Origin of the sequence: Mycolicibacterium neoaurum (assembly GCF_036946495.1) — a bacterium.
Lineage (GTDB): Bacteria > Actinomycetota > Actinomycetes > Mycobacteriales > Mycobacteriaceae > Mycobacterium > Mycobacterium neoaurum_B.
Genome location: NZ_JAQIIX010000002.1, coordinates 3,349,293 through 3,373,376, shown reverse-complemented (window position 1 = coordinate 3,373,376; position 24,084 = coordinate 3,349,293). Strand labels below are relative to the sequence as shown.

The window sequence follows — 24,084 nt, the reverse complement described above, 5'->3', positions numbered from 1 at the left end:
GACACCGTCAGTACATGACCATGTCGGGTTCGAGTTGCTTGGCCCATGCCACGATGCCGCCCTGCAGATGCAGCGCGTCGGAGAAGCCGGCCTTCTTCAGCACGGCCAGCATCTCGGCGGAGCGGACGCCGGTCTTGCAGTAGAGAACCGGGGTCTTGTCCTGCGGGACGGTGGCCAATCCCTCGCCCGCCTCGATGGCCGACTTCGGGATCAGCGAGGCGCCGTCGATGTGGTTGATCTCCCACTCGACGGGTTCGCGGACGTCGATCAGTGCCACCGGCTTACCCGAGTCGAGCAGCTCACGCAGCTCGCGGGGGGTGACGGTGGAATCGGCCGCCGCCTCGGCCGCGGCCTCGGAGACGACCCCGCAGAAGGCCTCGTAGTCGATCAACTCGGTGATCTTCGGCGTCGCCGGATCCTTGCGGATCTTGATGGTGCGGTAGGTCATGTCGAGCGCGTCGTAGACCATCAGCCGGCCCAGCAGCGGGTCGCCGATGCCGGTAAGCAGCTTGATGGCCTCGGTGCCCATCACCGACGCGATCGAGGCGCACAGGATGCCCAGCACCCCGCCTTCGGCGCAGGACGGCACCATGCCCGGTGGCGGCGGCTCGGGATAGAGGTCGCGGTAGTTCAGGCCCAGACCATCGGGCGCGTCCTCCCAGAACACCGACACCTGGCCCTCGAAGCGGTAGATCGAGCCCCACACATACGGCTTACCCGCCAGCACGGCGGCATCGTTGACCAGGTAGCGGGTGGCGAAGTTGTCGGTGCCGTCCAGGATCAGGTCGTATTGGGCGAACAGCTCGACCGCGTTCTCGGGTTCCAGACGCAATTCGTGCAGCACGACATTGACCAGCGGGTTGACCTCCAGCACGGAATCGCGGGCGCTCTGGGCCTTGGACCGGCCGATATCGGACTGACCGTGGATGATCTGGCGCTGCAGGTTGGACTCGTCGACGACGTCGAACTCGACGATGCCGATGGTGCCGACGCCCGCGGCGGCCAGATACAGCAGGGTCGGCGATCCCAGTCCGCCGGCGCCGATGACCAATACCTTGGCGTTCTTCAGCCGTTTCTGGCCGTCGACCCCCATATCGGGGATGATCAGATGCCTGCTGTACCGCGCGACTTCCTCGCGGGTCAGTTCGGCGGCCGGCTCCACCAGCGGGGGCAGTGACGTCACCGTGCGCTCCTTGCATTGGACGACGAATTCCTGGCCTCAATCAGACCAGGCACAGGTATCCAACAGCAAAACCGGGCCATCCGTTCCCGGCGCCGAGCGCGGTCAGGCGATCGGGTAGGGCCACGGGTTGAAGCGACAGGTGAGCCCGTCGGCCGGCACGGACTGCGGGTCGAACTTGGCGCCGTCGTTGTTGCTGGTCGAGAACGTCTGCTGCATCATGATCGGCGCCAGCGCCCCGTTCTCCGGGCACGGTTCGTGCTGGCGATAGCCGATGGCGTGACCGACCTCATGGTTGATGACGTACTGCCGGTAGGAGCCGATATCGCCCTGGAACGACGTGGCGCCGCGGACCCAGCGGGCCTCGTTGAGGAACACCCGCGCCTGGTCGCCGAGATATGCCGGGTTGTAGCAGGACGCTTCCAACGGGATGTCGTAGCCACAGCCCTCGCGGATGGTCAACGGCGAGGTCAGCGAGACCCGGAAATCCGGTGGTCCCTCGGTGTCGTTGTCGACGCGCAGGAAGGCGAACTGCGGGTTGTGGGTCCAACTCTTGGGATTGGCCAAGGTCTCGCTGACCATCGTCGCGAAACCCTCGTCACCGCCGAAGGTGGCGGTGTCCAGCCCGTCCTCGACCTCGACGGTGTAGGTGAAGGTGCGTTCGGTGCCCTGCCCGACCTTGGGCGTGGTGCCCGGCACGATGTGCCAGGTCTTCGCGCCCGCCTCGGTGAACGGCCCGCCACCGGGCAGGATGCCGGTCGGCAGATTCGCATCGAACTGGGTCAGGCCTTTGGGCGGGGCGCCGACGATCTCGGTACTCGGTGATTCGACGGGCGCCTGCACCGGGCCTTCGGCATTGACCGGCGTGGGCGCGGGCGGGCCGGCGATCGTCTGATAGATCACCACGACGGTCACCACGGCCAGGATCGGCAGGGCATAGGCGCGCCACCCGTAGGTGGACACGAAGCGGCCCAGCCAGCTCTGCTTGCGGAACTGGGCGCGCTCATCGCGATTGGACCGGACCCGGCCGAGATCCTCGGACAGCGGGTCACGCTGGGCGCGCAACGGTTCGCGCCACTGGTCACGGGCGGCAGGCACCCGGCCCGGATCGGTGCGTTGCGCAGCACTCTCGGGCGGTTCGCGGCGGGGTTGTCCGTGGTTGACGTGGGTGGGGCGGCGCGGCTGTGCGCGCTGCTCACCGCGGGGTGCGCCACGCCCGGCATGGACAAATCCGGATTCGCTTCGGTCATGCGCGCCCGCCCGGAATTCAGAGTCACTGCGCTCTTGGCCGCCGGGGCCACGGTTGCCCCCGCGGCGCCCCGGGTCATAGGTCACCGCACCAGAATGGCATAACCGCGCGCACATCCCATTCCGGCGCGCCACCGACACGAGCACCACGGCGACACCTCCACCTACGGGCGGTAGTAATGTCGTGGCGATCAGGGGGTGCCGGCTGCTGACCGAGAACATCCGCACGGAACACCCGAACGTACGCAGTGGCCGCGGTACAGATCGACAGCAGTACCCGCGGTACGGAGTGAAATTGAGGACGTCATGAGCGATCTCGCCAACGCCGCCGGAGCGCGGGGCGCCAAGACGGGGCCAGGTAATCGGCGCGGAAACCGGCTGCCCCGCGATGAGCGCCGTGGTCAGTTGCTCATCGCCGCCAGTGAGGTCTTCGTCGACCGCGGCTACCACGCGGCCGGCATGGACGAGATCGCCGAACGGGCAGGGGTCAGCAAACCCGTTCTCTACCAACATTTCTCGTCAAAGCTCGAGCTGTACCTCGCGGTGCTTCAGCGGCATGTCGACAATTTGGTGTCCGGTGTGCGGCAGGCGCTGCGCACCACCACCGACAACCGCCAGCGGCTGCGCGCGGCGGTGCAGGCCTTCTTCGAGTTCGTCGAACACGACAGCCAGGGCTATCGGCTGATCTTCGAGAACGACTATGTCACCGAACCACAGGTGGCCGCCCAGGTGAAGGTGGCCACCGAATCCTGCACCGATGCGGTGTTCGATCTGATCAGCCGGGATTCCGGGCTGGAGGCCCATCGCGCCAGGATGATCGCGGTCGGACTGGTATCGACCAGCGTCGATTGTGCCCGCTACTGGCTGGACAACGACCGGCCGATCTCCAAGGATGCGGCCGTGGAGGGCACGGTGCAGTTCGCCTGGGGCGGACTGTCACACGTGCCGCTCACCAGGTCTTAATCCTTGAGCGCTTCGGCGCCGACGGTGCCGAAGCCGACACGGCGGGCGTCGCTGGGGCCGATCTCGACATAGGTGATCTTTGCCGCCTGCACGAGGTAGCGGCGCCCCTTCTCGTCGGTCAGTGACAGCACGGACGAGGACGCGCCCAGCGCGTCGACGATCGCCTTTTCCACCTCGTCGGGTGTCTGCGCGCTGCTGATGACCAGCTCTCGCGGGCTGTCGGCGACCCCGATCTTGATGTCCACGCTTTAGACCCCTTCGGTTGTGTGGCGATGCGTTCAATCAGGCTAGTGGACAGCGCCGCGCGGGTGGCAGCGAGGCGGGCTGCGACCGTTGCGCCGTGAGCGAATCACGCTGACCAGACCGACGCCGGACCGTTATCGGACCGAGAGCGAGTCAACATCATCCGTAACTTTTGCACCACTAGCATCGGCCAAGTACGTACCGAAACGATCTGGGAATTACGTGATGAGCAGGCAATATTCACCATATTCGACAACGCGTGACGGATACTCGGGCAACAGCTACCGGTCCGGCCGCGACTCCGGCGTGGGCGTCGACGACGAACCACGGTTCGGCTCTGACTACCCCACCGATCGTCAGCGCCGCTACGGCGATTCCGGCCCGGCCTACGGCAGAGGCGCCTACGGCGGCACCGATTACGCGGGCCGTGACTACTCCAGCCATGACTACTCAGCCGACGGCTACGAGTCAGGCGATTACGACTCAGACGCCTACGACTCAGACGATTACGGCTCGGCCGACTACGAATACCCGGCCGACTATCACGAAAAGCTGGACCGGCGCTGGATCTGGGTGGCCGGGGTCGCCGGCGCCATCCTCATGGTCGCGGTCATCTGCACCGGGGTCATCCTGGGTGGCGGGGACAGCGGCACCGTGACGTCCGCCAACTCGGGAGCCACCACATCGGCGGCTCCGGCCGACGACGCTGTCACGACCACAGCCGCAGCGCCGCCCGCCGCCGCTGGGCCGCGGACCGACACCAACCCCGAACGCGTCACCACCGTGACCCCGACTCCGGCCGTCACCGCAACCCCCGAGGTCGTTCCCACGCCCGTCGTGCCCGCACCGGCCGCACCCGCACCGCCCGCGCCCCCGGCCGCCGTCGATCCGGCCGCCGCCGCGCGGACCATCACCTACCGCGTGACCGGCAACCGCCAGCTCATCGATCTGGTCACGATCATCTACACCGACCAGCAGGGCGCCCTGCAGACCGACGTGAACGTGGCCCTGCCCTGGACCAAGTCGGTGACGCTGAACCCCGGTGTCACGCTGTCCTCGGTGACCGCCACCAGCGTGGGCGGTCAGCTCAACTGCGCGATCCTCGACGGTAACGGCACCGCGCTGGCCCTTCAGACGAACAACTCGATGATCGCCACCTGCACCAGGTAGCCCTCAGGCCAGCCCGAGCTCCTGCATCCGGCTGGCGTGAGTGTGCTGCAGCTTGTCGAAGAACTCCGAGAGCTGCCCCAAACCCTCACTGCTGCTGATCACCAGGTCGACCAGCTCGTCACGGTCGGCCAGCACGTACTGGGCCTGGGTGATGGCCTCGCCGAGCAGCCGCCGCGACCACAGCGCAAGTCGGTGACGCTGACGATCGCTTGCCGTGACGGCGGCGCGGACCTCGGCCACCACGAACTGCGAGTGCCCGGTCTCGGCGAGCACCGAACGCACCACCTCGGCCGCCTCCGACGGAAGAGCGTCGGCGATCTGCAAATAGAAGTCGGCGGCCAGCGCATCGCCGATATATGTCTTGACCAGCGCCTCCAGCCAGGTGCTCGGCGTGGTGAGGCGGTGATAGTTCTCCAACGCCGGGGCGTACTTGGTCATGGCGGGCACGGTGTCCACCCCGCGCGCCGACAACGCCTCGTTGAGCACCTCGTAATGCCGCATCTCGGCGGCGGCCATGCTGGCCATGTTGATACGGCCGGCCAGGTTCGGCGCCATCCGAGCCTCCTCGGTCAGCCGATAGAAGGCCGCCACCTCGCCGTAGGCAAGCAGGGCGAACAGCTCGGTGACACCGGGATGATCGGCCGGGACACGGGAAACGCCGGCGGCGGCGTCGGACGGCGTCGAGGTCATGGGCCAACCTTAATCTCGTGCCGCCGGACCGATACCTGCAGTCGTCTCTGGTGACGGGTAATCGGGCAGACGGAGTCCCGCACCGGCGATATCGGTGAACCGGTCGCCGACCACAGAGCTGACCGCCCGACCGACCGGACCGGCGGACAGCGCAGCGATGGCGCGCACCGCCCGCACACCCAGCCCGGAATGCGGATTGGCCAGCCGCAACATCGATTCGCGAACCTCCGGAGCGGTATCGAGGAACGGTTGCATGGTGCGCCGATAGCCCGCCAGCGCCGCGGTCACATCCGGTGTAACGGCCAGCTCGCCGGCCAGCACGTACCCGCCGATGAGCGCCAGACTGGTACCCGCTCCCCCGAAGGTGGCATTGCAGAACGCGGCATCGCCGAGCAGGGCGATCCGCCCTCGGCTCCACACCGGAGCCCGCACCTGGCCCACCGCGGAGAAATACATCGGGGCGCCGGCCTCGATATCGGCAAGGATGCGTGGCGCCGCACCCCCGACGTCGGCGAAGGTGCGCCGCAGGATGGTCACCTGACCATCCCGGTCCAGCTCATCGAACCCCCGCAGGTCGGACATGAAGGTCAGGATGGCCCGGGTGGTTCCCAGGTTGTCCGGTCGCAGATGCACCGACCGGCGGCGGGTGGCGTGCTGCCAGTTCCACCACATGTCGTCGTCATTGCGACGCGGGATGGTGGCGTACGCCAGGTACATGCCGAGTTCGCGCACACCGACATCGGTGACGAACCGGCGCGAGCGCGAATGCAGACCCTCCGCGATGACCAGCAGATCGGACTCCAGCACCGTGCCGTCCTGCAGCGCCGTGCTCACCCCGTCGCCGTGATCGGTGACATCGGCGATCTGGCTGTCGAAGCGGTACTCGGTGTCCGGGGTGTGCTCGATCAGGATGCGCGACAGTTCCCCGCGCAGGATCTCCAGTTCGGCGGTCGGGCCGTCGTGGCCACCGGGCTCGCCCACCGGGAACGATGCAGCGGGGCGGCCTTCGGCGGTGACGAACCGGGTACCCACCTCACCGGTCCCGGCGGCCCGGACATCCGATTCGATCCCCATCCTGCGCACCACTTCGCGGGCCGCACCGCGGATGTCGACGTTCTGCCCTTCCTCCCGCCGCCGCGGGAACCGTTCGATCACGGTGGTCCGCCACCCCCGCGCGTGCAGTTGATGGGCCAGTGCGGGTCCGGCGATGCCGGCGCCGGAGATGACGGCATGAGGAGTCACGACCTGCACAGATGCCCACTGCGCGACACCACGAAACACGCACGATGCGCGCTATCGGGACATGACCGGCTACCATGAGTGTTCGGTAACGATGTGACCGGGACTCCCCGGCCTACATCATCACCGGAAGAAATGTGCGTGCACGTGGTTCGGCCCGCTGTCCAATTGCTGGGCCCGACGGAGCGGTATCGCCCGCCATCTGGGGATATCCGCCTTTTACTCGTCATCGTCGTGCGCGCGTGGACGCGACGAGGATTGACAAGCGAAAGGCTGACGGCGGCCCAAGCCGCCGGACCACACCATGACTGCAGAAACACATACGACCGCACAGACAGATACGACCGCACCGGCGGAAACCGCCAAGACATCGTTCGCCGACCTGGGTGTCCGCGACGAGATCGTGCGCGCGCTGGCCGAGACCGGTAAAGAGCACGCTTTCGCGATCCAGGAGCTGACCCTGCCGCTCGCGCTGGCCGGCGACGACCTGATCGGCCAGGCCCGCACCGGTATGGGCAAGACCCTGGCCTTCGGCGTGCCCCTGCTGCACCGCATTGCCAGCGACGGATCCCGACCGCTGAACGGCACCCCGCGCGCCCTGGTCGTGGTGCCCACCCGCGAGCTGTGCCTGCAGGTCTACAACGACCTGGAGATGGCCGCCAAGTACCTGCGCGCCGACAACGTCGAAGGCCGCGAGGATCGCAAGTTCACCGTCACCTCGATCTACGGTGGTCGCCCCTACGAGCCTCAGATCGAGGCACTGCAGAAGGGTGTCGACGTCGTCGTCGGCACCCCGGGCCGCCTGCTCGACCTGGCCCAGCAGGGCCACCTACAGCTCGGCAGCCTCTCGGTGCTGGTGCTCGATGAAGCCGACGAGATGCTCGACCTGGGCTTCCTTCCCGATATCGAGCGGATTCTGCGGCTCACCCCCGACGACCGGCAGTCCATGCTGTTCTCGGCGACCATGCCCGGCCCCATCATCACGCTGGCGCGGACCTTCATGAACCAGCCGACTCACATCCGGGCCGAATCGGCGCAGTCCTCGCAGACCCACGACACCACCGAACAGTTCATCTACCGCGCCCATGCGCTGGACAAGATCGAGATGGTCAGTCGCATCCTGCAGGCCGAGGGCCGCGGCGCAACGATGATCTTCACCCGCACCAAGCGCACCGCGCAAAAGGTCGCCGATGAACTCGGCGAGCGCGGTTTCAAGGTCGGCGCCGTGCACGGCGACCTCGGCCAGATCGCCCGCGAGAAGGCACTCAAGGCCTTCCGCACCGGCGATGTCGACGTGCTGGTCGCGACCGACGTGGCCGCCCGCGGTATCGACATCGACGACATCACCCACGTCATCAATTACCAGATCCCCGAGGACGAGCAGTCCTATGTGCACCGCATCGGCCGCACCGGACGCGCGGGCAAGACCGGTATCGCGGTCACCCTGGTCGATTGGGACGAGCTGACCCGCTGGTCGATGATCGACAAGGCGCTCGGGCTGGACACCCCGGACCCCGCCGAAACCTATTCCAGCTCACCGCATCTGTACACCGAGCTGAACATCCCGGCCGAGGCGACCGGCTCCATCGCCGCGGCCCGCAAGCCGAAGACACGTACCGAAGGTGAGCGAGTCGAGCGCACCGAACGTGCCGAGCGCCCAGCCCGCACCCGCAGCCGTCGCCGCACCCGCGGCGGCCAGTCGGCCACCGGACACCCCGAGAACGGCGAAGCGGCAACGCCTTCGGAGAGTGGTCCGCAGGACCAGGTCGAATCCGAGGGTGGCGAGTCCGCCCCGGCAAAGCGTCGCCGTCGTCGCAGGCCCCGCAAGGCCAGCGCTCCCGCCGCGGCTGAGTGACACCAAGAATCCCCGGGTCGCTGCGCTCCTGCCCGCCGCAGCCGGAACGCCGCACCCGCGGTGATGTGATCGCGGCCGTCGCCATCGCGTGCGCGGTCGCCGTCATCGCAGCGCTGGTCTGGTGGACCAGCGATGCACGTGCCACGATCAGCCGCCCGGCCGCCACCCCCGTCACCACGCCGGCGCCGGCCACCGCCGTCCCGGAGCGGCTACGTCAGCTGTGGACCGCGACGAGTCCGGAAACCACACAACCCCTTGCGATTTCGGGTGCATTGGTGACCGGTGACGGTGGTACGGTGATCGGCCGGGCACCGGACACCGGGGAACAACTCTGGAGTTACGAACGCGACCTGCCGCTGTGCGGCGTCACGTCTGTCTACCAGTACGCGGTCGCGGTGTACCCGGACTCACGGGGGTGTGGGCAGGTCAGCACCATCGACGCCGGCACCGGCAAACGCGGCCCCGCCCGTACCGCCTACGCCGACCCGCAGGTGAAACTGTCCACCGACGGCAACGCGGTGCTGTCCTACGGCGACAGCAGGCTGGAACTGTGGCGGTCGGACATGGTGCGCATGCTCAGCTGGGGCGCCCTGGACGCCCGGGTCAAACCCGACGTGCCGGTGTCCCCGCTGTGCCGGCTGGTCTCGGCGCAAGCGAGTTCCTCGGCGGTCTCGATCATGGAGTCCTGTCCAGAGCAGACCGAGATGCGGTTGACCCTGCTGCGGGTATCGGACGAAGAGGACGTGCCCGACGTCAAATACGAACAGCAGCCCGGCGTTTCGGTCGATGCCGACGCCCGGGTGATCGCCGTCTCCGACACCACCACGGCGGTGTACCTACCGACCCCGCGGCCCGTGGTCAACATCGTCGACGACACCGGCACCGTGACGGCCAGCATTCCGCTGGACGCCGCACCGTCGCGCTACGCCACCGCCTCGCGCACCGGTGATCTGATCACCTGGTGGACCGGTGATTCGCTGCTGGTGTTCGCCGCCGACGGACTGCGCTACAAGTTCACCGTCTCCCCCGCCGCCGGTGGCGCTCCGGTCGGCCCGGCCACGGTGATGGCCGGTGAACTACTGGTACCGGTCACCGACGGGTACGACGTCTTCGACAGCGAGACGGGCACCGGGCTCCGCCATATCGACCTCGCCCGCGATCCCGCCGAGACCGCGGTGGTGCCCGCGACGTCCGGTTCGACCATCATCGAGCAGCGCGGCGACACCGTGGTGGCGCTGGGTTAGACCTCCGGGGTGAAGGTGGCGAGCGTCTTGCCGGACTTCCAGTGCTTCAACAGGTTCTCGGCCAGCTCACGATAGGCGTTGGCGCCCTTGTTCTTTCGTCCCGCCAACACCGACGAACCCGAGGCGCTGGCCTCGGCGAAACGCACGGTCCGCGGAATGGGTGGCGCCAAGACCGGCAGCTCATAACGATCGGCGACGTCGAAGAGCACATCGCGGCTGTGGGTGGTGCGTGAGTCGTACAGCGTCGGCAGCGCGCCGAGCAACGACAGATTCGGATTGGTGATCTGCTGGACATCGTTGACCGTGCGCAAAAATTGCCCGACGCCACGGTGGGCCAACGTCTCACACTGCAACGGCACGATCGCCTCGTCGGCGGCGGTCAACCCGTTGAGGGTCAGCACCCCCAGCGACGGCGGGCAGTCGATGATCACGACGTCGAAATCGTCGGCCACCTTGTCCAGCGCCCGTTTCAGCGCGTACTCGCGGCCGGCACGCATCAGCAGCATCGCCTCCGCGCCCGCGAGGTCGATGTTCGCGGGCAACAGCGTCATCCCCTCGGGGGTCTGCACCAGCGCAGCGCTGGGTTCGACCTCACCCAGCAGCACCTCGTGCACCGATACCGGGAGCGCATCCGGGTCGTGCCCCAGGGAGAACGTCAGCGAACCCTGCGGGTCCAGGTCGACGAGCAGCACCCGCCGGCCCTTTTCCGTCAACGCCGCGCCCAACGACGCCACCGTCGTGGTCTTGGCGACCCCACCCTTTTGATTGGCGACCGCCAATACCCGCGTCACGCCTCCATCCAAGCACGCGAATGCAACAGATGGCGGTTGCGTGCGGCAGAATCGCGACGGTGAGCGTCCACCAGCATCGGTTGTTACTGCTGAGGCACGGCGAAACCGAATGGTCGCGCAGCGGTCGACACACCGGCCGCACCGATCTGGAGCTACTCGACATCGGCCGTGACCAGGCTCGGTTGGCCGCGGCGGCACTGGCCGAACTGCAGTTGTCCGACCCGGTGGTCATCTCCAGTCCACGGCGGCGCGCGCTGGAGACCGCCGAACTGGCCGGGCTGAGGGTCACCGACATATCACCGGACCTCGCCGAATGGGATTACGGCGATTACGAGGGACTGACCACTCGTGAGATCCGCGAGACCGTGCCGGGCTGGACCGTGTGGACCCACGATTGCCCCGGCGGCGAGTCGGCCGCACAGGTCAGTGCGCGTGCCGACCGTGCCATCGCGATGGCGCTGGAACATATGGAAACCCGCGATGTGGTGTTCGTCGGGCACGGACATTTCTCCCGGTCCCTGCTGAGCCGGTGGGTCGAGCTACCGGTGTCGGAGGGCGTGCGGTTCTCGATGGCCGCCGCCTCCATCGCGGTGTGCGGATTCGAGAAGGGTGTCCGTCAGATCAGCGCGCTCGGGCTGACCGGACACCCCAACCCGTGCCTACCGCCACCGACGTGACGCCCTCCTTCGTGCTGTCCGGTCCGGCGGGCACGGTGCTGGGCGAGGGTATCGGCACCGCGTTCGCCGAGGTGGCCGCCGCCCGGCACGCGCTGCGCACCGGCACCACGCCGATGGTGGTCGGCGCTTTGCCCTTCGATCTCACCCGGCCCGCGGCGCTGCACGCGCCGGTGAGGGTCAGCCGGGTAGCGGCACTGCCGGACTGGGCGCCCATCGACCCGCCGCGGGTCCGTACGCGTGACACCCTGCCTGCCAGTTCCGAGCATCGGGCCCGGGTCGCCGAGGCGGTGCGCCGGTTACGGGCGCCGGGATCGCCGCTGCAGAAGGTCGTGCTGGCCCGTGCGCTGCGGTTGACCGCCCAGACCCCGTGGGACGCGCCATCGGTGCTGCTGCGCCTGGCCGCCGCCGATCCGACAGCCACCGTGTACCTGGCTGACCTGACGCCGGCGGCAACCCCCGGCGTGCTGGTGGGGGCCAGCCCGGAACTGTTGGTCGCACGTTCCGGCGATACCGTGATCTGTCAGCCGTTCGCCGGATCGGCGCCGCGCTCGGCCGACCCGGAGATCGACACGCGCAATGCCGCAGCACTGGCGGCCTCGACCAAGAACCGGCACGAACACGCTCTGGTGGTCGACACGATGCGCGCCGCACTGGCCCCCCTGTGCGCCGATCTGGAGATCGCCGACAAACCACAACTGCACGGCACCGATGCGCTGTGGCACCTGAGCACCCCGATCCGCGGCAGGTTGCGCTCAGCGGCGACCAGCGCCCTGGATCTTGCGCTGGCGCTGCACCCGACGCCCGCGGTGGGCGGCGTGCCGACGGAGCTGGCGGCGGCGCTGATCAACGAGCTGGAGGGTGACCGCGGGTTCTACGCCGGCGCCGTCGGCTGGTGCGATGCCGCAGGTGACGGCCGCTGGGTGGTGTCCATCCGGTGTGCGGTGCTGGCTGAGGACGGGATGAGCGCGCTGGCGCATGCCGGTGGCGGCATCGTCGCCGAATCCGATCCCGATGACGAGGTCGACGAGACCACGACGAAGTTCCGAACGATCCTGACAGGACTGGGGGTTACACCGTGAGCGAAGCTTGCGAGCGAATCATCAATACGGCATGCGAAAGCCGAGCCTGCGAGGCAGTCGCATGACAGAGGACGTGACGATCCGGCGGGCCCGCCCCGGTGACGAGGCCGAGATCGTGGCGATGATCCGTGAGCTGGCCGAGTTCGAGAACGCCGCCGACGAGTGCATCGTCACCGAAACACAGCTGCACACAGCACTTTTCGGTGAGCAGGCGACGGCGCACGCCCATATCGTCGATATCGACGGACAGGCCGCGGCGACAGCGGTCTGGTTTCTGAACTTCTCGACCTGGGACGGAGTGTCCGGGATCTATCTGGAAGATCTGTTCGTGCGCCCGGCATTTCGCCGGCGCGGCCTGGCCCGCAGACTGCTGGCCACCTTGGCCGCCGAATGCCGCACCCGCGGTTACACCCGGCTGAGCTGGGCGGTGCTGAACTGGAACGTCGACGCCATCGCGCTGTATGACGCCGTCGGTGGCACCCCGCAGACCGAGTGGACCACCTATCGCGTCTCCGGGCCGCAGCTGGCGGAACTGGCCAGCGAATCCGATCGGCGGGTATAGGGCCACCAAAAGAGAGTGGTTCAGGACCTGGATGCGGATCTCTATACCGATACTTAGAGTCAAGCACTGACGCCATTCGACCTGCAAAAGTGCTCGCCTCCCACCCTGCTTCGGAGTACGTCAACTTCGGAATTTTGCGACGATTGCTCCGCCGCCGCGTGCAGGCTATGGCAGCGCTAGGCGAGCTAAAGCCCCCTCGGCACTTAGCTCCCGACACGCCCCCACAGCCCGCTCACGCAACGTGAAGTATCGGCTGGGGTCGCGTGCAGTTGGGGACACTAAAGTGGTTTGAATCTTATCGTTGTAAGCCTGTCGCCACCGTTTGGCATAGGCCCTACGGCGTTAAACAGTAGGATGCAGACTGCGAGTTGATGTCGCGCATTTTCAGCAAACTTCGGGGGAGCACCAACATTGGGTCAACCGCTTGAGTGGGTTTTCTGTTCGTCAGCAATAGACGACTGGCACGACCGGTTCTCCGAATGTGGCGCTCTTCGTCGAGAGTTAGAGGCAGAGGCCTATGCCTATCTTGAACATCGTCGAGTCCACGGCCGGCAACCAACTGAGAGTCAGTATCGTCGACTGCGGTGCCTCACAGTGGCGCGACAGCCAGGAATGTGTCTATTTGTTACTTACGCCGAGATAGATCGCAAACTACTCGCACTCCATGTCACGCTCGTGCGCAGTGCGCAGGAGGCTGTACCGAAACTTCCGGAAAGCGCATGGACACTGTCCCAATCGAGGTTCGAGCGTCTTGAACTTTAGTCCGTCTTAGAGTTAGGCCCGTTCGGATGTGAGTTAGGTGAGCCCTTCGTCGCCGCCAGGTGTTCAGGCGTTAAGTTCTTCGCATCAAATATATACGCACCGGCAATATCGGCATCCTCGAGTTTTGCAACATAGAAGTCAGCACCGCGCAGATCAGCCTCACTAAGTATGGACTCACGCAAGTCGACGCCATTCAACTTTGCGCTGGTTAGAGTTACTTTCGGCATTCGAGCGCCCCGGAAATTACTATCCGTCAAGTCTGCTTCATAAAGCGAGGCACCGTCGAACCAACCGTTCTCAAAATTTCCGTTAGAAAAATTCGCTTGCGTGACGCAAATCTGTCGCAAGTCAAGTGCTCGAACGGGATTAGCCACCGGACGAGCACCCAGCACTTTAATTGCAGCCGTGAGATCAACTGTTCGCTTTTTATTTGGCTTTGCCCTTTCCCTTAGATGTGCAGACAGCAGATCTTCGATCAAAGGCCAGTACGCTTTGTCCTCTTGACCCAGCTTCGCTAGCGCGTATATCCCGCCAGCACGGACAGACTCACTTGACTCCCCAAGTTGCCCTACTGCCTTGGCGAAACGTTCGGCGCGTTGCGATGTCCGACTCAGTGCGTATGTGCGCCAGGTGAACAGCAGACCACCCACTAAGCCGATGCCTCCCGCGATTTGCACAACTGAGGCTCGTGCATCATTGATTGTCTTTGCAGCTTCCGTGGTCTTACCATCAGTAAGGATTAATGCGAATACATGCACCGCGACCACCGCGGCCACAACCACGAATACAATACCTGCAGCTTGCCAAATGCGCTTCATTGTTATTGCTTTTGCTCAGCTAGCTCGATGAAAGCACTTCTTTGACACCTCTCCACGATTCGAGCCTCTGCCCTAATAGTCGCGAATGAGCCGGCTGCTTCAAGAAGTCCCAGAACGCTGTCGCACTCGCAGCAACTGCCCTCATATCATCCCTGCGCCCGGCATCCACGAGCTGCATCCATCTTATCGGCGTTTCATCAGCAAATCCTGAGCGCCGCGCTGTCGCATCGGCGAGCGCGCTTTTGAGCCCACTTTGAAAATAAGAAGCGCAAGCAAATCGTTCCGTGTCAACGATGTAGGGAGGTCCATAAACTACGATCCGAGCAGGGTCGAGCAGCAGAATGGTACCCGCGAGGAACTGTCCATGAAAATGACCTGACCGATTAAATGCATCGATAGCATTGGCATCATTGGATCGGACAAGCTGATCCGCTAAGTTCACACGATGAGCAAACCCTTCGTGATTATTTACTTCTATATCCAGCTGGTCTAGTATGCTCCGAACACTGGCCACCGTTTCTAAGCATCCCCTATGCGGCAAGTTTGCACGGCACTTAGGTCCACTCGGGTCAACGATAGTATGGCCACCTTCACCAGCAGATGAGTGCGCGCCACGAACAAGGTGTCCATCTATCATCACTCCCGCGCCAGTTCCCGTGTCGCTAATTAGGAGAGTGATTACCGATTCGCCACTCGGTTCTTTTCGGAGGTATTCCAAAATCGCTAGTGCATTCGCATCGTTCTCAACGACAACAGAGAGCTCCGAGATACCCAACCGCTCATGCAGAACGTCGCGAAGCTTCGACTCGAACTTCACTTCAGACCAGGGATCTTCTTGGTTCTGTAGCTCAGGCGCGAACTTCACATCGCCATGCGATGTCACTACTCCTGCAATGCATACTCCGACGCCAATCAGGGGCTTCTCGCTAACTTTGTGAAGTCCGGCAATAATATCGACGACAGTGTTAAGCACAGAATCGACATTGGTGTCAGCGAGCGGGACAGTTTTTGAATGAAGCTTCTTCCCGTTCATATCTACGAGAACTGAAGAGATCTGATCGCCTTCGATCGACACACCGACCAAGTTCGCGGCCTCGTAATCGAATGAATACACTCGGCGATGCCCGGTCATCCGACTTCGGACAGCTCCGCGATCCTCCAAGCGGTCTAGAAGCAGTTTAGTAAAGGATTCCGACAGCGGAATAGCTTTCGAAATATCCTCGGTACTGGCCCCAGGGCGGGCAGCCACGAGTGTGGTGAGTAGGGGGCTGAGCGCCAACTCACCAACTTGGTTAATCGCCGCATCTTCGCTGCTACCGTCGGCATGATCATCTACCTTGGCAAACTTAAACTCGAAACGCCGACCAATAGCGCGTGCGTAACGCTGGAAAGTTTGCAGTTGGGCGTCAACCCGGCCAGTCTCGATATCCGACACAGCTGACTGAGTTGTTGCCATCGCTGCAGCCACCTCTGCTTGAGTAAGGCGCGCCTTTTTCCGGATACGGCGCCCCTTCTCCAGCAGCTCAATCCTGCGAGTTGTATCCCGGAACACCGCGTCGGTCGTCGGATCCGCCCGCACGCCCTCCTTCAACTGCGCAAAAAATGCACCGTTATCAGTTGATAGCGGTTCTGACCCTGTTGAATCCTCAGAGTTGGTCATGGTGCCCTTTCAAGGGAGTGACGAAATCGAGACCTCAACATCGCTCCCAAGGCGGGCAGGCGAGAGGTCAGACAGGCGAGAGATGGACACACACGTGCAGCACCCAGCAGGACCTGAGCGCACGGAACCATCTGTCAGCCCGGAGCCTCCTCGGTCACCCGCGCGACTGAAAACACCAAACTACGGCGAAGCCGAACACCCGGAGGTTCAGCGCCGTCGCCGTCGCCGTCGAGGCACACCAACTCAACCCCCGCACGAATATCGCTCATGACCGATACAGTACACCGACGGTTAATCGGCTACAACCGATAAGGTCCAACGGATCCCGCTCTGTTGGATTAGCACGCTGTTGGACGAACTAATGGGCGGAGCCCTAGGTGCTGCGACTCGCCGAGGCCCCGACCGCAGATCGGGGCTCAAATCTCCGCCGATCGTCTGGTCGTCAAGACCTACGGGTTTGGGCCTCTTAACTAGGAGACACTGGGAACAGTGATCCGTCTTTCCTGCGCAATGGATCCGATGGTGAGCCACGTAGTTGCGGCTGGGCTAGTGCGCGGGTTTGAGGTGGCGTCGACTGAGCACCTTGTCCCCCATCGTCAACCGGCCCCGGAGAGTCTCGTCGATGTAGATCGAGCCGATGTCGAACCGCACGTGGTCATTCGGACATGGGCACAGTAGGTTCTCGGCATATCGGGGCCATGATGCGGAGTCCCGAGCGCTTGGATGTGCGCTGCCTCGGCATATGGGCCAGACGGGGTAGCCAGGGTGCTGCCGCACACCTGGCACGTGTACGCATGGTGCTTCTTGATTCTCCCCGCGACCTTAGTGCTCCGGATGGGACGCTTAATCGATGCTTGAATCGTTCCTGAAGCGTCGGTTGTCGATGACTGTTCGGTGCCGACAGCGTCAGAGCGGCCGCTCCCGCTGACTCATCCGCCGTAGCAACTACTCCCGGCCGGCCATCCACTGCACCGAGGACGGGCTGAACAGCATCGCCAGCGCCGAAATCGCCAGCAGGCCGACCAGGATTCCGTACACCACATGGTGGCTGGTGATGACGTACCAGGCGATGGGTAGCAGCAGCAGGTTGGTCGGGACGGCGATACCGCGTCCCCAGCGTCGACCGGTGACCAGCGCCCACCCTCCGGTCAGCACACCGGCCCCGATCAGGATGAACCACACGGCGGTGCCGTAACCGTTGACGATGTGCTGGTCGGCCCCGGCGAAGGCACGCACCAGCAGCACCGCCGCCATGACGAGCGCCGCGACGCCTTCGGCCGCCACCAGATAACCGACGTAACGGACGATCGGGGGCTGCGTCACGACAACCGGCCCGCCAGATGCGCCACCGCGAAGATGTAGCCGCGCGGCCCGGCACCGGCGATGACCACCTCGGCCACCGCCGAGACATAGGAATGGTGCCGGAAGGCCTCACGGCGGTGGATATTGCTCAGGTGCACCTCGACGACCGGCAGGTCGACACCGGCCAAGGCATCGGCAATGGCCACCGAGGTATGGCTGTAGGCGCCCGGATTGATGATGATCCCCGCGCAATCCGCGCGCGCGGCATGGATGGCGTCGATCAGCACACCCTCGTGATTGCTCTGTATCGCATGAACCTGCAGGCCGTGCTCGGCGGCGGCCTGGCTGACCTGCTGCTCGATCTGCGCGAGCGTGGTGCGCCCGTAGATCTCGGGCTGTCGGGTGCCCAACAGATTCAGGTTGGGCCCGTTCACGAGGAGCAATTGGCGCGCGGTCACGTCAGTACGGTACCTGCACCACACATGTCGTCATCGGAAACGTATCGGTGTCGGCATGCGTGATGTACACGGCCATGCGCACCACCCACCATGGGATCCCGACACCCAGGAAGGGCGGTAGAAGCATGGCGATCAGCGTGGCCGAACGGGCGGAGCTGCGATCCGCGGTCCGCGACCTGCTGCAGGAGAAGTGTTCCGAGCGCGACGTGCGCGCGGCCATGGCGTCCGAGGAGGGCTTCGACCGGGAGCTGTGGGGGCGGCTGGCCGAGCAGGGTGTGCTCGGCATGCTGGTCGGCGAGGAGCACGGCGGCCTCGGTTTCGGACCGTCGGAACTGGAGGCCGTCGCGGAGGAAACCGGCGCGGCGCTGCTGCCCGCCCCGTTCCTCTCCAGCGCGGTGCTCGCCGTCGCGCTGATCCAGGCGGCAGGCACCGCCGAGGACAAGCAGCGGATGCTGCCCGGTTTGGCCGATGGCAGCTCGATCGGCACCGTGGCGGTGACCGGCGCCAGCGGCACCTGGACGCCGGCCGGTGTCGATGTCACCGCCGGGGCCGATGGCACCCTGACCGGCGCAGCGCACTTCGTCACCCACGGACAGATCGCCGATCTGGTCCTGGTGGTCGCGCAGTGCGCCGACGGTCCCGGGATCTTCCAGGTCGAAGCAGATGCGGCCGGCTTCCAGCGCACGGCCGCTTCGGTTTTCGACCCGACCGTGCCGCTGTCGACCTATATCTTCGCCGAGACACCGGCCCGACGCCTGGGCACCGCCGGCTGGGATGCCGTGCAGCAGGCTCTCGACCTCACCGTCGTCGCCCTGGCCGGTGAGCAGGCCGGCGGAGCACGGCGCATCTTCGACATCACCATCGAATACCTCACGACCCGCTTCCAGTTCGGCCGGGCGATCGGCAGCTTCCAGGCGCTCAAACACATGGCCGCCGATCTGCTGCTGGAGGTCGAGTCCGCCACCTCGGCGGCTCGCAACGCAGCGGCGCAGTTCGATGACGAGCAGGCCCGCGCCGGGGCGGTCGGGCTCGCCGGGTTCGCTTGCGCCGAGGCTTATGTGACCACCGCGATGCACGCCATCCAGATGCACGGCGGCATCGGCTTCACCTGGGAGCACGCCTGCCACCTCTACGTCCGCCGGGCCCGCAGCGGCCTGCAACTGTTCGGCGACTCCGGATCGCACCGCGAACGCTACCTGCTCTCGAAAGGCGCCTGAATCATGAGCGAGATCGAGCTGCCCAGCGCCGATGACCTGCGCGCCGAGGTCCGCGCCTGGCTGAAAGAGAACTGGACCGGTGTCACGCTGCCGAAATCCGACGACCCGTGGGTCAGCTCCCCCGAGCGGATCGCCTGGCTGGAGAAGGTTGTCGCGGCCGGCTACGGCGCCCCGACCTACCCGAGCCAGTGGTACGGCCGTGCCTACCCGAACAAGCTGGCCAAGGTGATCGCCGAGGAGTTCCGCGCGGCGGGCGCCCCCGGCGCCTGCCAGGACAGGTTCAGCATCCCTGCCAACACCACGCTGGCGTTCGGCACCGAGCAACTCAAGGCCGATCTGCTGCACGACTTCCTGACCGAGAAGTCACGCACCTGCCTGCTCTACAGTGAGCCCGGCGCCGGGTCCGATCTGGCGGGCGTGCGCACCACCGCGGTGCCCGACGGTGACCGGTGGATCATCAACGGCCAGAAGGTGTGGACCTCGGGCGCCAAGAGCTCCCAGTACGCACTCCTGATCGCCCGCACCGACTGGGATGTGCCCAAGCACAAGGGCATCACATTTTTCATCATGCCGATGAACCAGCCGGGCATCGAGGTGCGGCCGCTGGTGCAGATCACCGGCGACGCGCATTTCAACGAGGTGTTCATCACCGACGCCACGGTGCCCGACGCCTATGTCGTCGGCGGCGTCGGAAACGGCTGGCGTGTGCTGCAGACCGCGTTGGCCGTCGAGCGCGCCGTCATGGGTACCGGAAACAGTCTGCATCGCAAGCAGTCCCGCGGTAACAGTCTCGTCGAGCTGGCCCGCACCCACGGCAAGCTCGATGATGCCGCGATCCGCAGATCGCTGGCCGAAGTGCTCGCGCTGCGAGAACTGAACAGCCTCAACAACGCCAGGGCCAAGGCCGAGGCCAAGCAGGGTAACGCCAGTCCGGTGATGTCACTGGGCAAGCTGGCGACATCGCGCATCCTGCACTCCGAGGCCCGGCTCAAGACCGACATCATCGGCGCCGATGCGCTACTGGCCGGACCGGACCATGCCGAGGCCGAGGAGGTGAACTTCTTGAGTCTCAACGCATTCTTCACTTCGATCGGCGGCGGCACCGATCAAATCCAGCGCAACATCATCGGCGAGCGGGTGCTCGGGCTGCCCAAGGAGCCCGAGGTAGATCGCGACATCCCGTTCCGCGAAATCAGGAAGAACTAGAGCAACAATGGGCATCCCGAAGAAGTACGACCCACCGCTTTCCGGCGTCCGGGTCCTGGATCTGAGCACCGGCCCGATGACCGCCGTCGGCCGACTGTTGGCCGACCTGGGCGCACTGGTGACCGTGGTGCGACTCGCCGGTGTCAACGACAACACCGGCTCAGCGGACGACTCCCTGGACGGCGATATGCTCGATACCGCCATCAACCGGCGTGGCCTGCCCCACGTCGACGCCGACGCCCGGCAATGGCCGGAATTGGTCGCGGGTGCGGACATTCTCGTCGAGAACACCCGCCCCGGTTCGGCAGACGAGGCGGCGCTCGATGTCCGGCAGATCCGGGCCGAACATCCGGGGCTGGTTGTGCTGTCCATCAGTGACTTCGGCCGGGACAACGAGTTTCGCCAGTGGCAGGCCACCACGCCGGTATTGCACGCGCTGAGCAGTGAGCTTACCCGCTCCGGCATCCCGGGCCAGGTCCCGCTGGTGCCGCCGGCCCGGCAATTGCCCTACCATGTGGCGGCGGCGCAGGCCGCAGTGCTGGTGCTCAGCGTCTATCTGGACAGGTTACGCACCGGCGCAGGCGATCTCATCGACTTCTCCATCCTCGACGGCGCCATGCAGACCCTCGACCCACCCTATGGCACTGCCGGTACCGCCTCGGCCGGCGTCGCCGTCAGCCAGCAGGAGCGCAACTGGATCGCCGAGCAGTTGCGGTATCCGATCCTGAAGTGTGCGGACGGGTACATCCGGATCTGCCTGTTGGCAAAACGCCAGTGGCGCGGCATGTTCGAGTGGATGGGCCGCCCAGCGGAGTTCGCCGACCCCAAGTACGACAAGCTGCGGGAACGTTTCATGTCCCCGACACTGATGCCGGCGATCGCTGCGTTCATCCGGGACAAGACCCGGGCCGAACTGGAGTCGGCGGCCCAGCGGTACCGCGTGCCCGCCGCGGCCGTGCTGACCGTGAGCGAGGCATTGCGGACCGACCAGATCCGAGAACGCGGGTTCCTGCGCGAGGTCGAGCTCGAACCCGGCCGGATCGTGCCGGTTCCGGTCGGGGTGGCCGAGATCGACGGGCACCGGGCCAGCACGCTCACCGAATCCGTCGCCCCGCAGGGCCGCCCGCAGTCGGCGGCCATCCTGGCCGGCCGGCCCCGTCGCAACGAGGGGCTACCGCTGGAGGGTCTGCGGGTGCTGGATCTCGGCGTGATCGTGGTCGGCAGCGACAGCGGCCGGTTGTTCGGTGACCTGGGAGCCGATGTGGTCAAGATCGAGAACACGGCATTCCCGGACGGATTGCGCGGCAACCTGACCTCGGTATCGCAGACCTACGCCGCCGGGCACCGCAACAAGCGGTCCATCGGAATCGACCTGCGCTCGGACGAGGGGCGCGCCCTGGCGCACCGACTGGCCGCCGAGGCCGATGTGGTGCTCACCAACTTCAAGCCCGGGGTGGCCGCCGCGCTGGGCATGGACCACGACACGCTGACCGCAGTGAACCCCGGCATCGTCGTGGTGGACAGCTCGGCTTTCGGCCCGACGGGACCCTGGGCGACCCGGATGGGTTACGGCCCGCTGGTCCGCGCGGCCGCCGGTTTCACCGACTTGTGGGTGTACCCCGAAGACGCGGAGAAGCCCGCCAAGCGCAGGGCCTTCTGCGACACCGTGACCGTCTACCCCGACCACGTGTCGGCCCGCATCGGTGTATTGGCCGCGCTGGCACTGCTGTTGCGCCGCGAACGCACCGGTGCCGGTGGTTCGGTCAGCATCGCGCAGTCGGAGGTGATGCTCAGCCATCTGGCCGCCGAGATCGCCGAGCAGTCGGGCGGCGCCACATCGGCGTTCGAGCAGGACGCGCCCTGGGCCGTGTTCGAATCCGCCGGCGACGATCAGTGGGTCGCGGTGACCGTGCGTGGCGACGCCGACTGGCAGGCGCTGTGCGCGGCGATCGGGCGCGCCGATCTGGCCGCCGACGCGCAGCTGAGCACCCGGACCGGCCGGATCGCGCAGCGCGCCCGCATCGACGATGCCGTGCGGGCCTGGACCGTCGAGCGCTCCCCGGCCGAGGCGATGACGACGCTGCAGCGCGCCGGGGTGCCCGCCGGGGCGGCGCTGCGGGCCGCCGAGCTACTCGACTGGGACTACTACGCGGCCCGGCGCGCGTTCCGCGAGGAGCTGCACCCGCTGTGGACCACGCCTTTCGTCGTGGAGAACGTCGTCATCCATTCCGAGCGGATCGCCGATCCGCCGATGCGGCAGGCACCGCTACTCGGCGAGCAGACCCGTGAGATCGCGGCCGACCTGCTCGGCCTCGATGACGAGCAGATCGACGACCTCCTGCGAAGCGGCATCCTGGAGTCGATTCAACCGGCCGAGATCGACAGTGTCGGCGTCTAGGATCGAGCGACCCCCTCAGCCGTCCCGGAGTGCCGCATGCAAGTCGACTTCACCAGGCTCCGCTACTTCGTGGCGGTCGCCGAAGAGTTGCACTTCAAGCGTGCCGCCGATCGGTTGATGATCACCCCGCCTCCACTGAGCAAACAGATCAAACTCCTCGAGCGGGAGCTCGGCGGGCCACTGTTCGAACGGCAGTATCACCGCGTCGAGTTGACCCCACTCGGGGCGCAGCTGCTCGAACCGGCCCGCGAGATCCTGCGCCGGGTCGAGGATCTCAAAGTGATTGCCACGCGAATCGCCAAGACCGGCAATACTGTTCGAGTTGGCGCCACCGCGTACGCGCCGTCGGATTTTCTGGCCAGACTCGAGACCGCAGTGGCCGATCTGCCAGTGCCCACCGAGTTCGGGCTGCCCGGATCGGCAGCCGAGGTCACCGCGAAGCTGGTCTCCGGACATCTGGACATCGGATTGATCCATCTGCCCTCATCGGACAAGCGACTGCGCCATCGCGTGGTGGCGACCTACCCCGGTGCCATCGCGGTGCGCTTCGACGATCCGCTGGCGGGCTCGGCGAGCGTGCGCATCGAACAGCTTCGCGACCGTGATGTGGTGATCGATTTCGCCAGGCCCAATCCGGTCGTGCTGGCAGGCCTGGCGCGCGGGCTGGCCAGCCGCGGGGTCACCCGGATCGTACGCGCCACAAAGGATCTCGGCGGCGAGCTGGAAATGGCAACCCAGGTCTTCAACCGGCACCTGGTGGCCCTGGTCACCTACGCGCCGAACTCGGCGATCGGCCGGATCTTCTCCCCACCGGAATTCGAGTTGATCCCGATCGACGAAAGCACCTGGGCCCCGGCCCAGATCGCGCTGGCCTGGGTACCCGACCCAGCGGACGGCTCCGGCATGATCGATTCCCTGGTCGAACGGATCGCTGACCGTGTCCGGTGACTGCCCGTGCGGATCTGCGCTCGCCTACGCTCGATGTTGCGGGCCGCTGCACGACGGGACCGCACCCGCGGTGACCGCACTGGCACTGATGCGGTCGCGATTCAGCGCCTTCGCCCTGGGCCACACCGGGTATCTGCTGCGGTCCTGGCATCCGCGTACCCGGCCCGCTGGGCTGGAACTCGACGACGCCATCACGTGGCGACGGCTGCAGATCGTGGACACCGAGGCGGGCGGGCTGCACGACGAGGAAGGCATCGTGGAGTTCCGCGCCCAGTACGAACAGCACGGCAGGCGCCACATCCTGCATGAACGCAGTCGGTTCACCCGCGTCCGCGACGGCACCTGGCGCTACCTGGACGGTGAGATCTCCTAGA

At 65.8% G+C, this 24,084-nt stretch carries 23 protein-coding genes; 12 read left to right on the top strand and 11 right to left on the bottom strand.

The genetic code is table 11. The annotated features are described in order from the left end of the window. Positions 1 to 7: 7 nt before the first annotated feature. Complete coding sequence (gene moeZ / locus PGN27_RS21625; protein ID WP_335328816.1) at positions 8 to 1,174, bottom strand: adenylyltransferase/sulfurtransferase MoeZ; 1,167 nt, start codon at positions 1,172 to 1,174, stop codon at positions 8 to 10. A gap of 111 nt (positions 1,175 to 1,285) precedes the next feature. After that, entirely contained in the window at positions 1,286 to 2,515 is a 1,230-nt protein-coding gene (locus tag PGN27_RS21620; protein WP_335327947.1) for a DUF3152 domain-containing protein, read from the bottom strand. Between the two features lie 219 nt (positions 2,516 to 2,734). Between PGN27_RS21620 and PGN27_RS21615 the strand changes: the two genes are divergently transcribed. Next, a complete protein-coding gene (locus tag PGN27_RS21615) occupies positions 2,735 to 3,391 on the top strand; it encodes an HTH-type transcriptional activator FasR (protein WP_019511184.1) in 657 nt (218 codons plus the stop codon). Here the strand turns inward: PGN27_RS21615 and PGN27_RS21610 are convergent. After that, complete coding sequence (locus PGN27_RS21610) at positions 3,388 to 3,636, bottom strand: DUF3107 domain-containing protein (protein ID WP_030134890.1); 249 nt, start codon at positions 3,634 to 3,636, stop codon at positions 3,388 to 3,390. The genes PGN27_RS21615 and PGN27_RS21610 overlap by 4 nt on opposite strands. Before the next feature lie 223 nt (positions 3,637 to 3,859). Here PGN27_RS21610 and PGN27_RS21605 point away from each other — a divergent pair, with 223 nt between their 5' ends. Beyond that, positions 3,860 to 4,804, top strand: coding sequence for a hypothetical protein (locus tag PGN27_RS21605; protein WP_335327946.1), 945 nt, complete (start codon positions 3,860 to 3,862; stop codon positions 4,802 to 4,804). 3 nt (positions 4,805 to 4,807) lie between these two features. On the opposite strand, the gene PGN27_RS21600 is transcribed toward PGN27_RS21605, so the two are convergent. Beyond that, positions 4,808 to 5,494 (bottom strand): ferritin-like fold-containing protein, encoded by a 687-nt coding sequence (locus tag PGN27_RS21600; protein WP_335327945.1) that lies wholly within the window; start codon positions 5,492 to 5,494, stop codon positions 4,808 to 4,810. 9 nt (positions 5,495 to 5,503) lie between these two features. Next, positions 5,504 to 6,736, bottom strand: a complete 1,233-nt coding sequence (locus PGN27_RS21595) for an FAD-dependent monooxygenase (protein WP_335327944.1) — start codon at positions 6,734 to 6,736, stop codon at positions 5,504 to 5,506. A gap of 301 nt (positions 6,737 to 7,037) precedes the next feature. Here PGN27_RS21595 and PGN27_RS21590 point away from each other — a divergent pair, with 301 nt between their 5' ends. Both PGN27_RS21590 and PGN27_RS21585 read left to right on the top strand, forming a co-directional pair. After that, on the top strand, positions 7,038 to 8,588 hold the full coding sequence (locus tag PGN27_RS21590) for a DEAD/DEAH box helicase (protein WP_335327943.1): 1,551 nt from the start codon (positions 7,038 to 7,040) through the stop codon (positions 8,586 to 8,588). Further along, positions 8,585 to 9,832: an Rv3212 family protein gene (locus tag PGN27_RS21585; protein ID WP_335327942.1), complete on the top strand. Its 1,248-nt coding sequence runs from the start codon at positions 8,585 to 8,587 to the stop codon at positions 9,830 to 9,832. Before PGN27_RS21590 ends, PGN27_RS21585 begins: the two co-directional genes overlap by 4 nt. Here PGN27_RS21585 and PGN27_RS21580 read toward each other — a convergent pair. Continuing rightward, the gene (locus PGN27_RS21580; protein ID WP_335327941.1) at positions 9,829 to 10,623 is read right to left on the bottom strand and encodes a ParA family protein; all 795 of its coding nucleotides are present in this window, start codon (positions 10,621 to 10,623) and stop codon (positions 9,829 to 9,831) included. The two genes, PGN27_RS21585 and PGN27_RS21580, sit on opposite strands and share 4 nt — an antisense overlap. Before the next feature lie 59 nt (positions 10,624 to 10,682). Between PGN27_RS21580 and PGN27_RS21575 the strand changes: the two genes are divergently transcribed. From PGN27_RS21575 to PGN27_RS21565, 3 genes are all read left to right on the top strand, one after another. Further along, positions 10,683 to 11,300, top strand: a complete 618-nt coding sequence (locus PGN27_RS21575) for an acid phosphatase (protein ID WP_335327940.1) — start codon at positions 10,683 to 10,685, stop codon at positions 11,298 to 11,300. Then, positions 11,297 to 12,379 (top strand): isochorismate synthase, encoded by a 1,083-nt coding sequence (locus tag PGN27_RS21570; RefSeq protein ID WP_335327939.1) that lies wholly within the window; start codon positions 11,297 to 11,299, stop codon positions 12,377 to 12,379. Before PGN27_RS21575 ends, PGN27_RS21570 begins: the two co-directional genes overlap by 4 nt. Positions 12,380 to 12,440: 61 nt before the next feature. Continuing rightward, on the top strand, positions 12,441 to 12,941 hold the full coding sequence (locus PGN27_RS21565) for a GNAT family N-acetyltransferase (RefSeq protein ID WP_335327938.1): 501 nt from the start codon (positions 12,441 to 12,443) through the stop codon (positions 12,939 to 12,941). 758 nt (positions 12,942 to 13,699) lie between these two features. On the opposite strand, the gene PGN27_RS21560 is transcribed toward PGN27_RS21565, so the two are convergent. The 5 genes from PGN27_RS21560 to PGN27_RS21540 form a co-directional block, all read right to left on the bottom strand. Beyond that, positions 13,700 to 14,521, bottom strand: coding sequence for a pentapeptide repeat-containing protein (locus PGN27_RS21560; protein WP_335327937.1), 822 nt, complete (start codon positions 14,519 to 14,521; stop codon positions 13,700 to 13,702). A 19-nt stretch (positions 14,522 to 14,540) separates the two neighbouring features. Continuing rightward, positions 14,541 to 16,181: a type II toxin-antitoxin system RelB family anti-toxin gene (locus tag PGN27_RS21555; RefSeq protein ID WP_335327936.1), complete on the bottom strand. Its 1,641-nt coding sequence runs from the start codon at positions 16,179 to 16,181 to the stop codon at positions 14,541 to 14,543. Between the two features lie 945 nt (positions 16,182 to 17,126). Beyond that, positions 17,127 to 17,504 carry a hypothetical protein gene (locus PGN27_RS21550; protein ID WP_335327935.1) on the bottom strand — a complete coding sequence of 126 codons (378 nt, stop codon included), beginning with the start codon at positions 17,502 to 17,504 and terminating at the stop codon, positions 17,127 to 17,129. Beyond that, a complete protein-coding gene (gene aroQ / locus PGN27_RS21545) occupies positions 17,501 to 17,941 on the bottom strand; it encodes a type II 3-dehydroquinate dehydratase (protein WP_335327934.1) in 441 nt (146 codons plus the stop codon). The genes PGN27_RS21550 and aroQ overlap by 4 nt, the downstream gene beginning before the upstream one ends. A 1-nt stretch (position 17,942) precedes the next feature. After that, on the bottom strand, positions 17,943 to 18,068 hold the full coding sequence (locus tag PGN27_RS21540; protein ID WP_335327933.1) for a hypothetical protein: 126 nt from the start codon (positions 18,066 to 18,068) through the stop codon (positions 17,943 to 17,945). Between PGN27_RS21540 and PGN27_RS21535 the strand changes: the two genes are divergently transcribed. The 5 genes from PGN27_RS21535 to PGN27_RS21515 are packed head-to-tail and all read left to right on the top strand — an operon-like array spanning position 18,067 to position 24,083. Then, positions 18,067 to 19,158: an acyl-CoA dehydrogenase family protein gene (locus PGN27_RS21535; RefSeq protein ID WP_335327932.1), complete on the top strand. Its 1,092-nt coding sequence runs from the start codon at positions 18,067 to 18,069 to the stop codon at positions 19,156 to 19,158. The genes PGN27_RS21540 and PGN27_RS21535 overlap by 2 nt on opposite strands. A 3-nt stretch (positions 19,159 to 19,161) precedes the next feature. Beyond that, a complete protein-coding gene (locus tag PGN27_RS21530; RefSeq protein ID WP_335327931.1) occupies positions 19,162 to 20,364 on the top strand; it encodes an acyl-CoA dehydrogenase family protein in 1,203 nt (400 codons plus the stop codon). A gap of 7 nt (positions 20,365 to 20,371) precedes the next feature. Continuing rightward, the gene (locus tag PGN27_RS21525) at positions 20,372 to 22,762 is read left to right on the top strand and encodes a CaiB/BaiF CoA-transferase family protein (protein WP_335327930.1); all 2,391 of its coding nucleotides are present in this window, start codon (positions 20,372 to 20,374) and stop codon (positions 22,760 to 22,762) included. A 36-nt stretch (positions 22,763 to 22,798) separates the two neighbouring features. Then, positions 22,799 to 23,710 (top strand): LysR family transcriptional regulator, encoded by a 912-nt coding sequence (locus PGN27_RS21520; RefSeq protein ID WP_335327929.1) that lies wholly within the window; start codon positions 22,799 to 22,801, stop codon positions 23,708 to 23,710. Next, the gene (locus tag PGN27_RS21515; protein WP_335327928.1) at positions 23,700 to 24,083 is read left to right on the top strand and encodes a YchJ family protein; all 384 of its coding nucleotides are present in this window, start codon (positions 23,700 to 23,702) and stop codon (positions 24,081 to 24,083) included. The genes PGN27_RS21520 and PGN27_RS21515 overlap by 11 nt, the downstream gene beginning before the upstream one ends. Position 24,084: the final 1 nt, after the last annotated feature.

What these genes read in the sequence shown, in the direction of transcription:
- PGN27_RS21615 (WP_019511184.1), top strand. Translation starts at nt 2,735, where the DNA reads ATGAGCGATCTCGCCAACGCCGCCGGAGCGCGGGGCGCCAAGACGGGG.
- PGN27_RS21605 (WP_335327946.1), top strand. Translation starts at nt 3,860, where the DNA reads ATGAGCAGGCAATATTCACCATATTCGACAACGCGTGACGGATACTCG.
- PGN27_RS21600 (WP_335327945.1), bottom strand. Translation starts at nt 5,494, where the DNA reads ATGACCTCGACGCCGTCCGACGCCGCCGCCGGCGTTTCCCGTGTCCCG.
- PGN27_RS21590 (WP_335327943.1), top strand. Translation starts at nt 7,038, where the DNA reads ATGACTGCAGAAACACATACGACCGCACAGACAGATACGACCGCACCG.
- PGN27_RS21565 (WP_335327938.1), top strand. Translation starts at nt 12,441, where the DNA reads ATGACAGAGGACGTGACGATCCGGCGGGCCCGCCCCGGTGACGAGGCC.
- PGN27_RS21560 (WP_335327937.1), bottom strand. Translation starts at nt 14,521, where the DNA reads ATGAAGCGCATTTGGCAAGCTGCAGGTATTGTATTCGTGGTTGTGGCC.
- PGN27_RS21555 (WP_335327936.1), bottom strand. Translation starts at nt 16,181, where the DNA reads ATGACCAACTCTGAGGATTCAACAGGGTCAGAACCGCTATCAACTGAT.
- PGN27_RS21535 (WP_335327932.1), top strand. Translation starts at nt 18,067, where the DNA reads ATGGCGATCAGCGTGGCCGAACGGGCGGAGCTGCGATCCGCGGTCCGC.
- PGN27_RS21540 (WP_335327933.1), bottom strand. Translation starts at nt 18,068, where the DNA reads ATGCTTCTACCGCCCTTCCTGGGTGTCGGGATCCCATGGTGGGTGGTG.
- PGN27_RS21530 (WP_335327931.1), top strand. Translation starts at nt 19,162, where the DNA reads ATGAGCGAGATCGAGCTGCCCAGCGCCGATGACCTGCGCGCCGAGGTC.
- PGN27_RS21525 (WP_335327930.1), top strand. Translation starts at nt 20,372, where the DNA reads ATGGGCATCCCGAAGAAGTACGACCCACCGCTTTCCGGCGTCCGGGTC.
- PGN27_RS21520 (WP_335327929.1), top strand. Translation starts at nt 22,799, where the DNA reads ATGCAAGTCGACTTCACCAGGCTCCGCTACTTCGTGGCGGTCGCCGAA.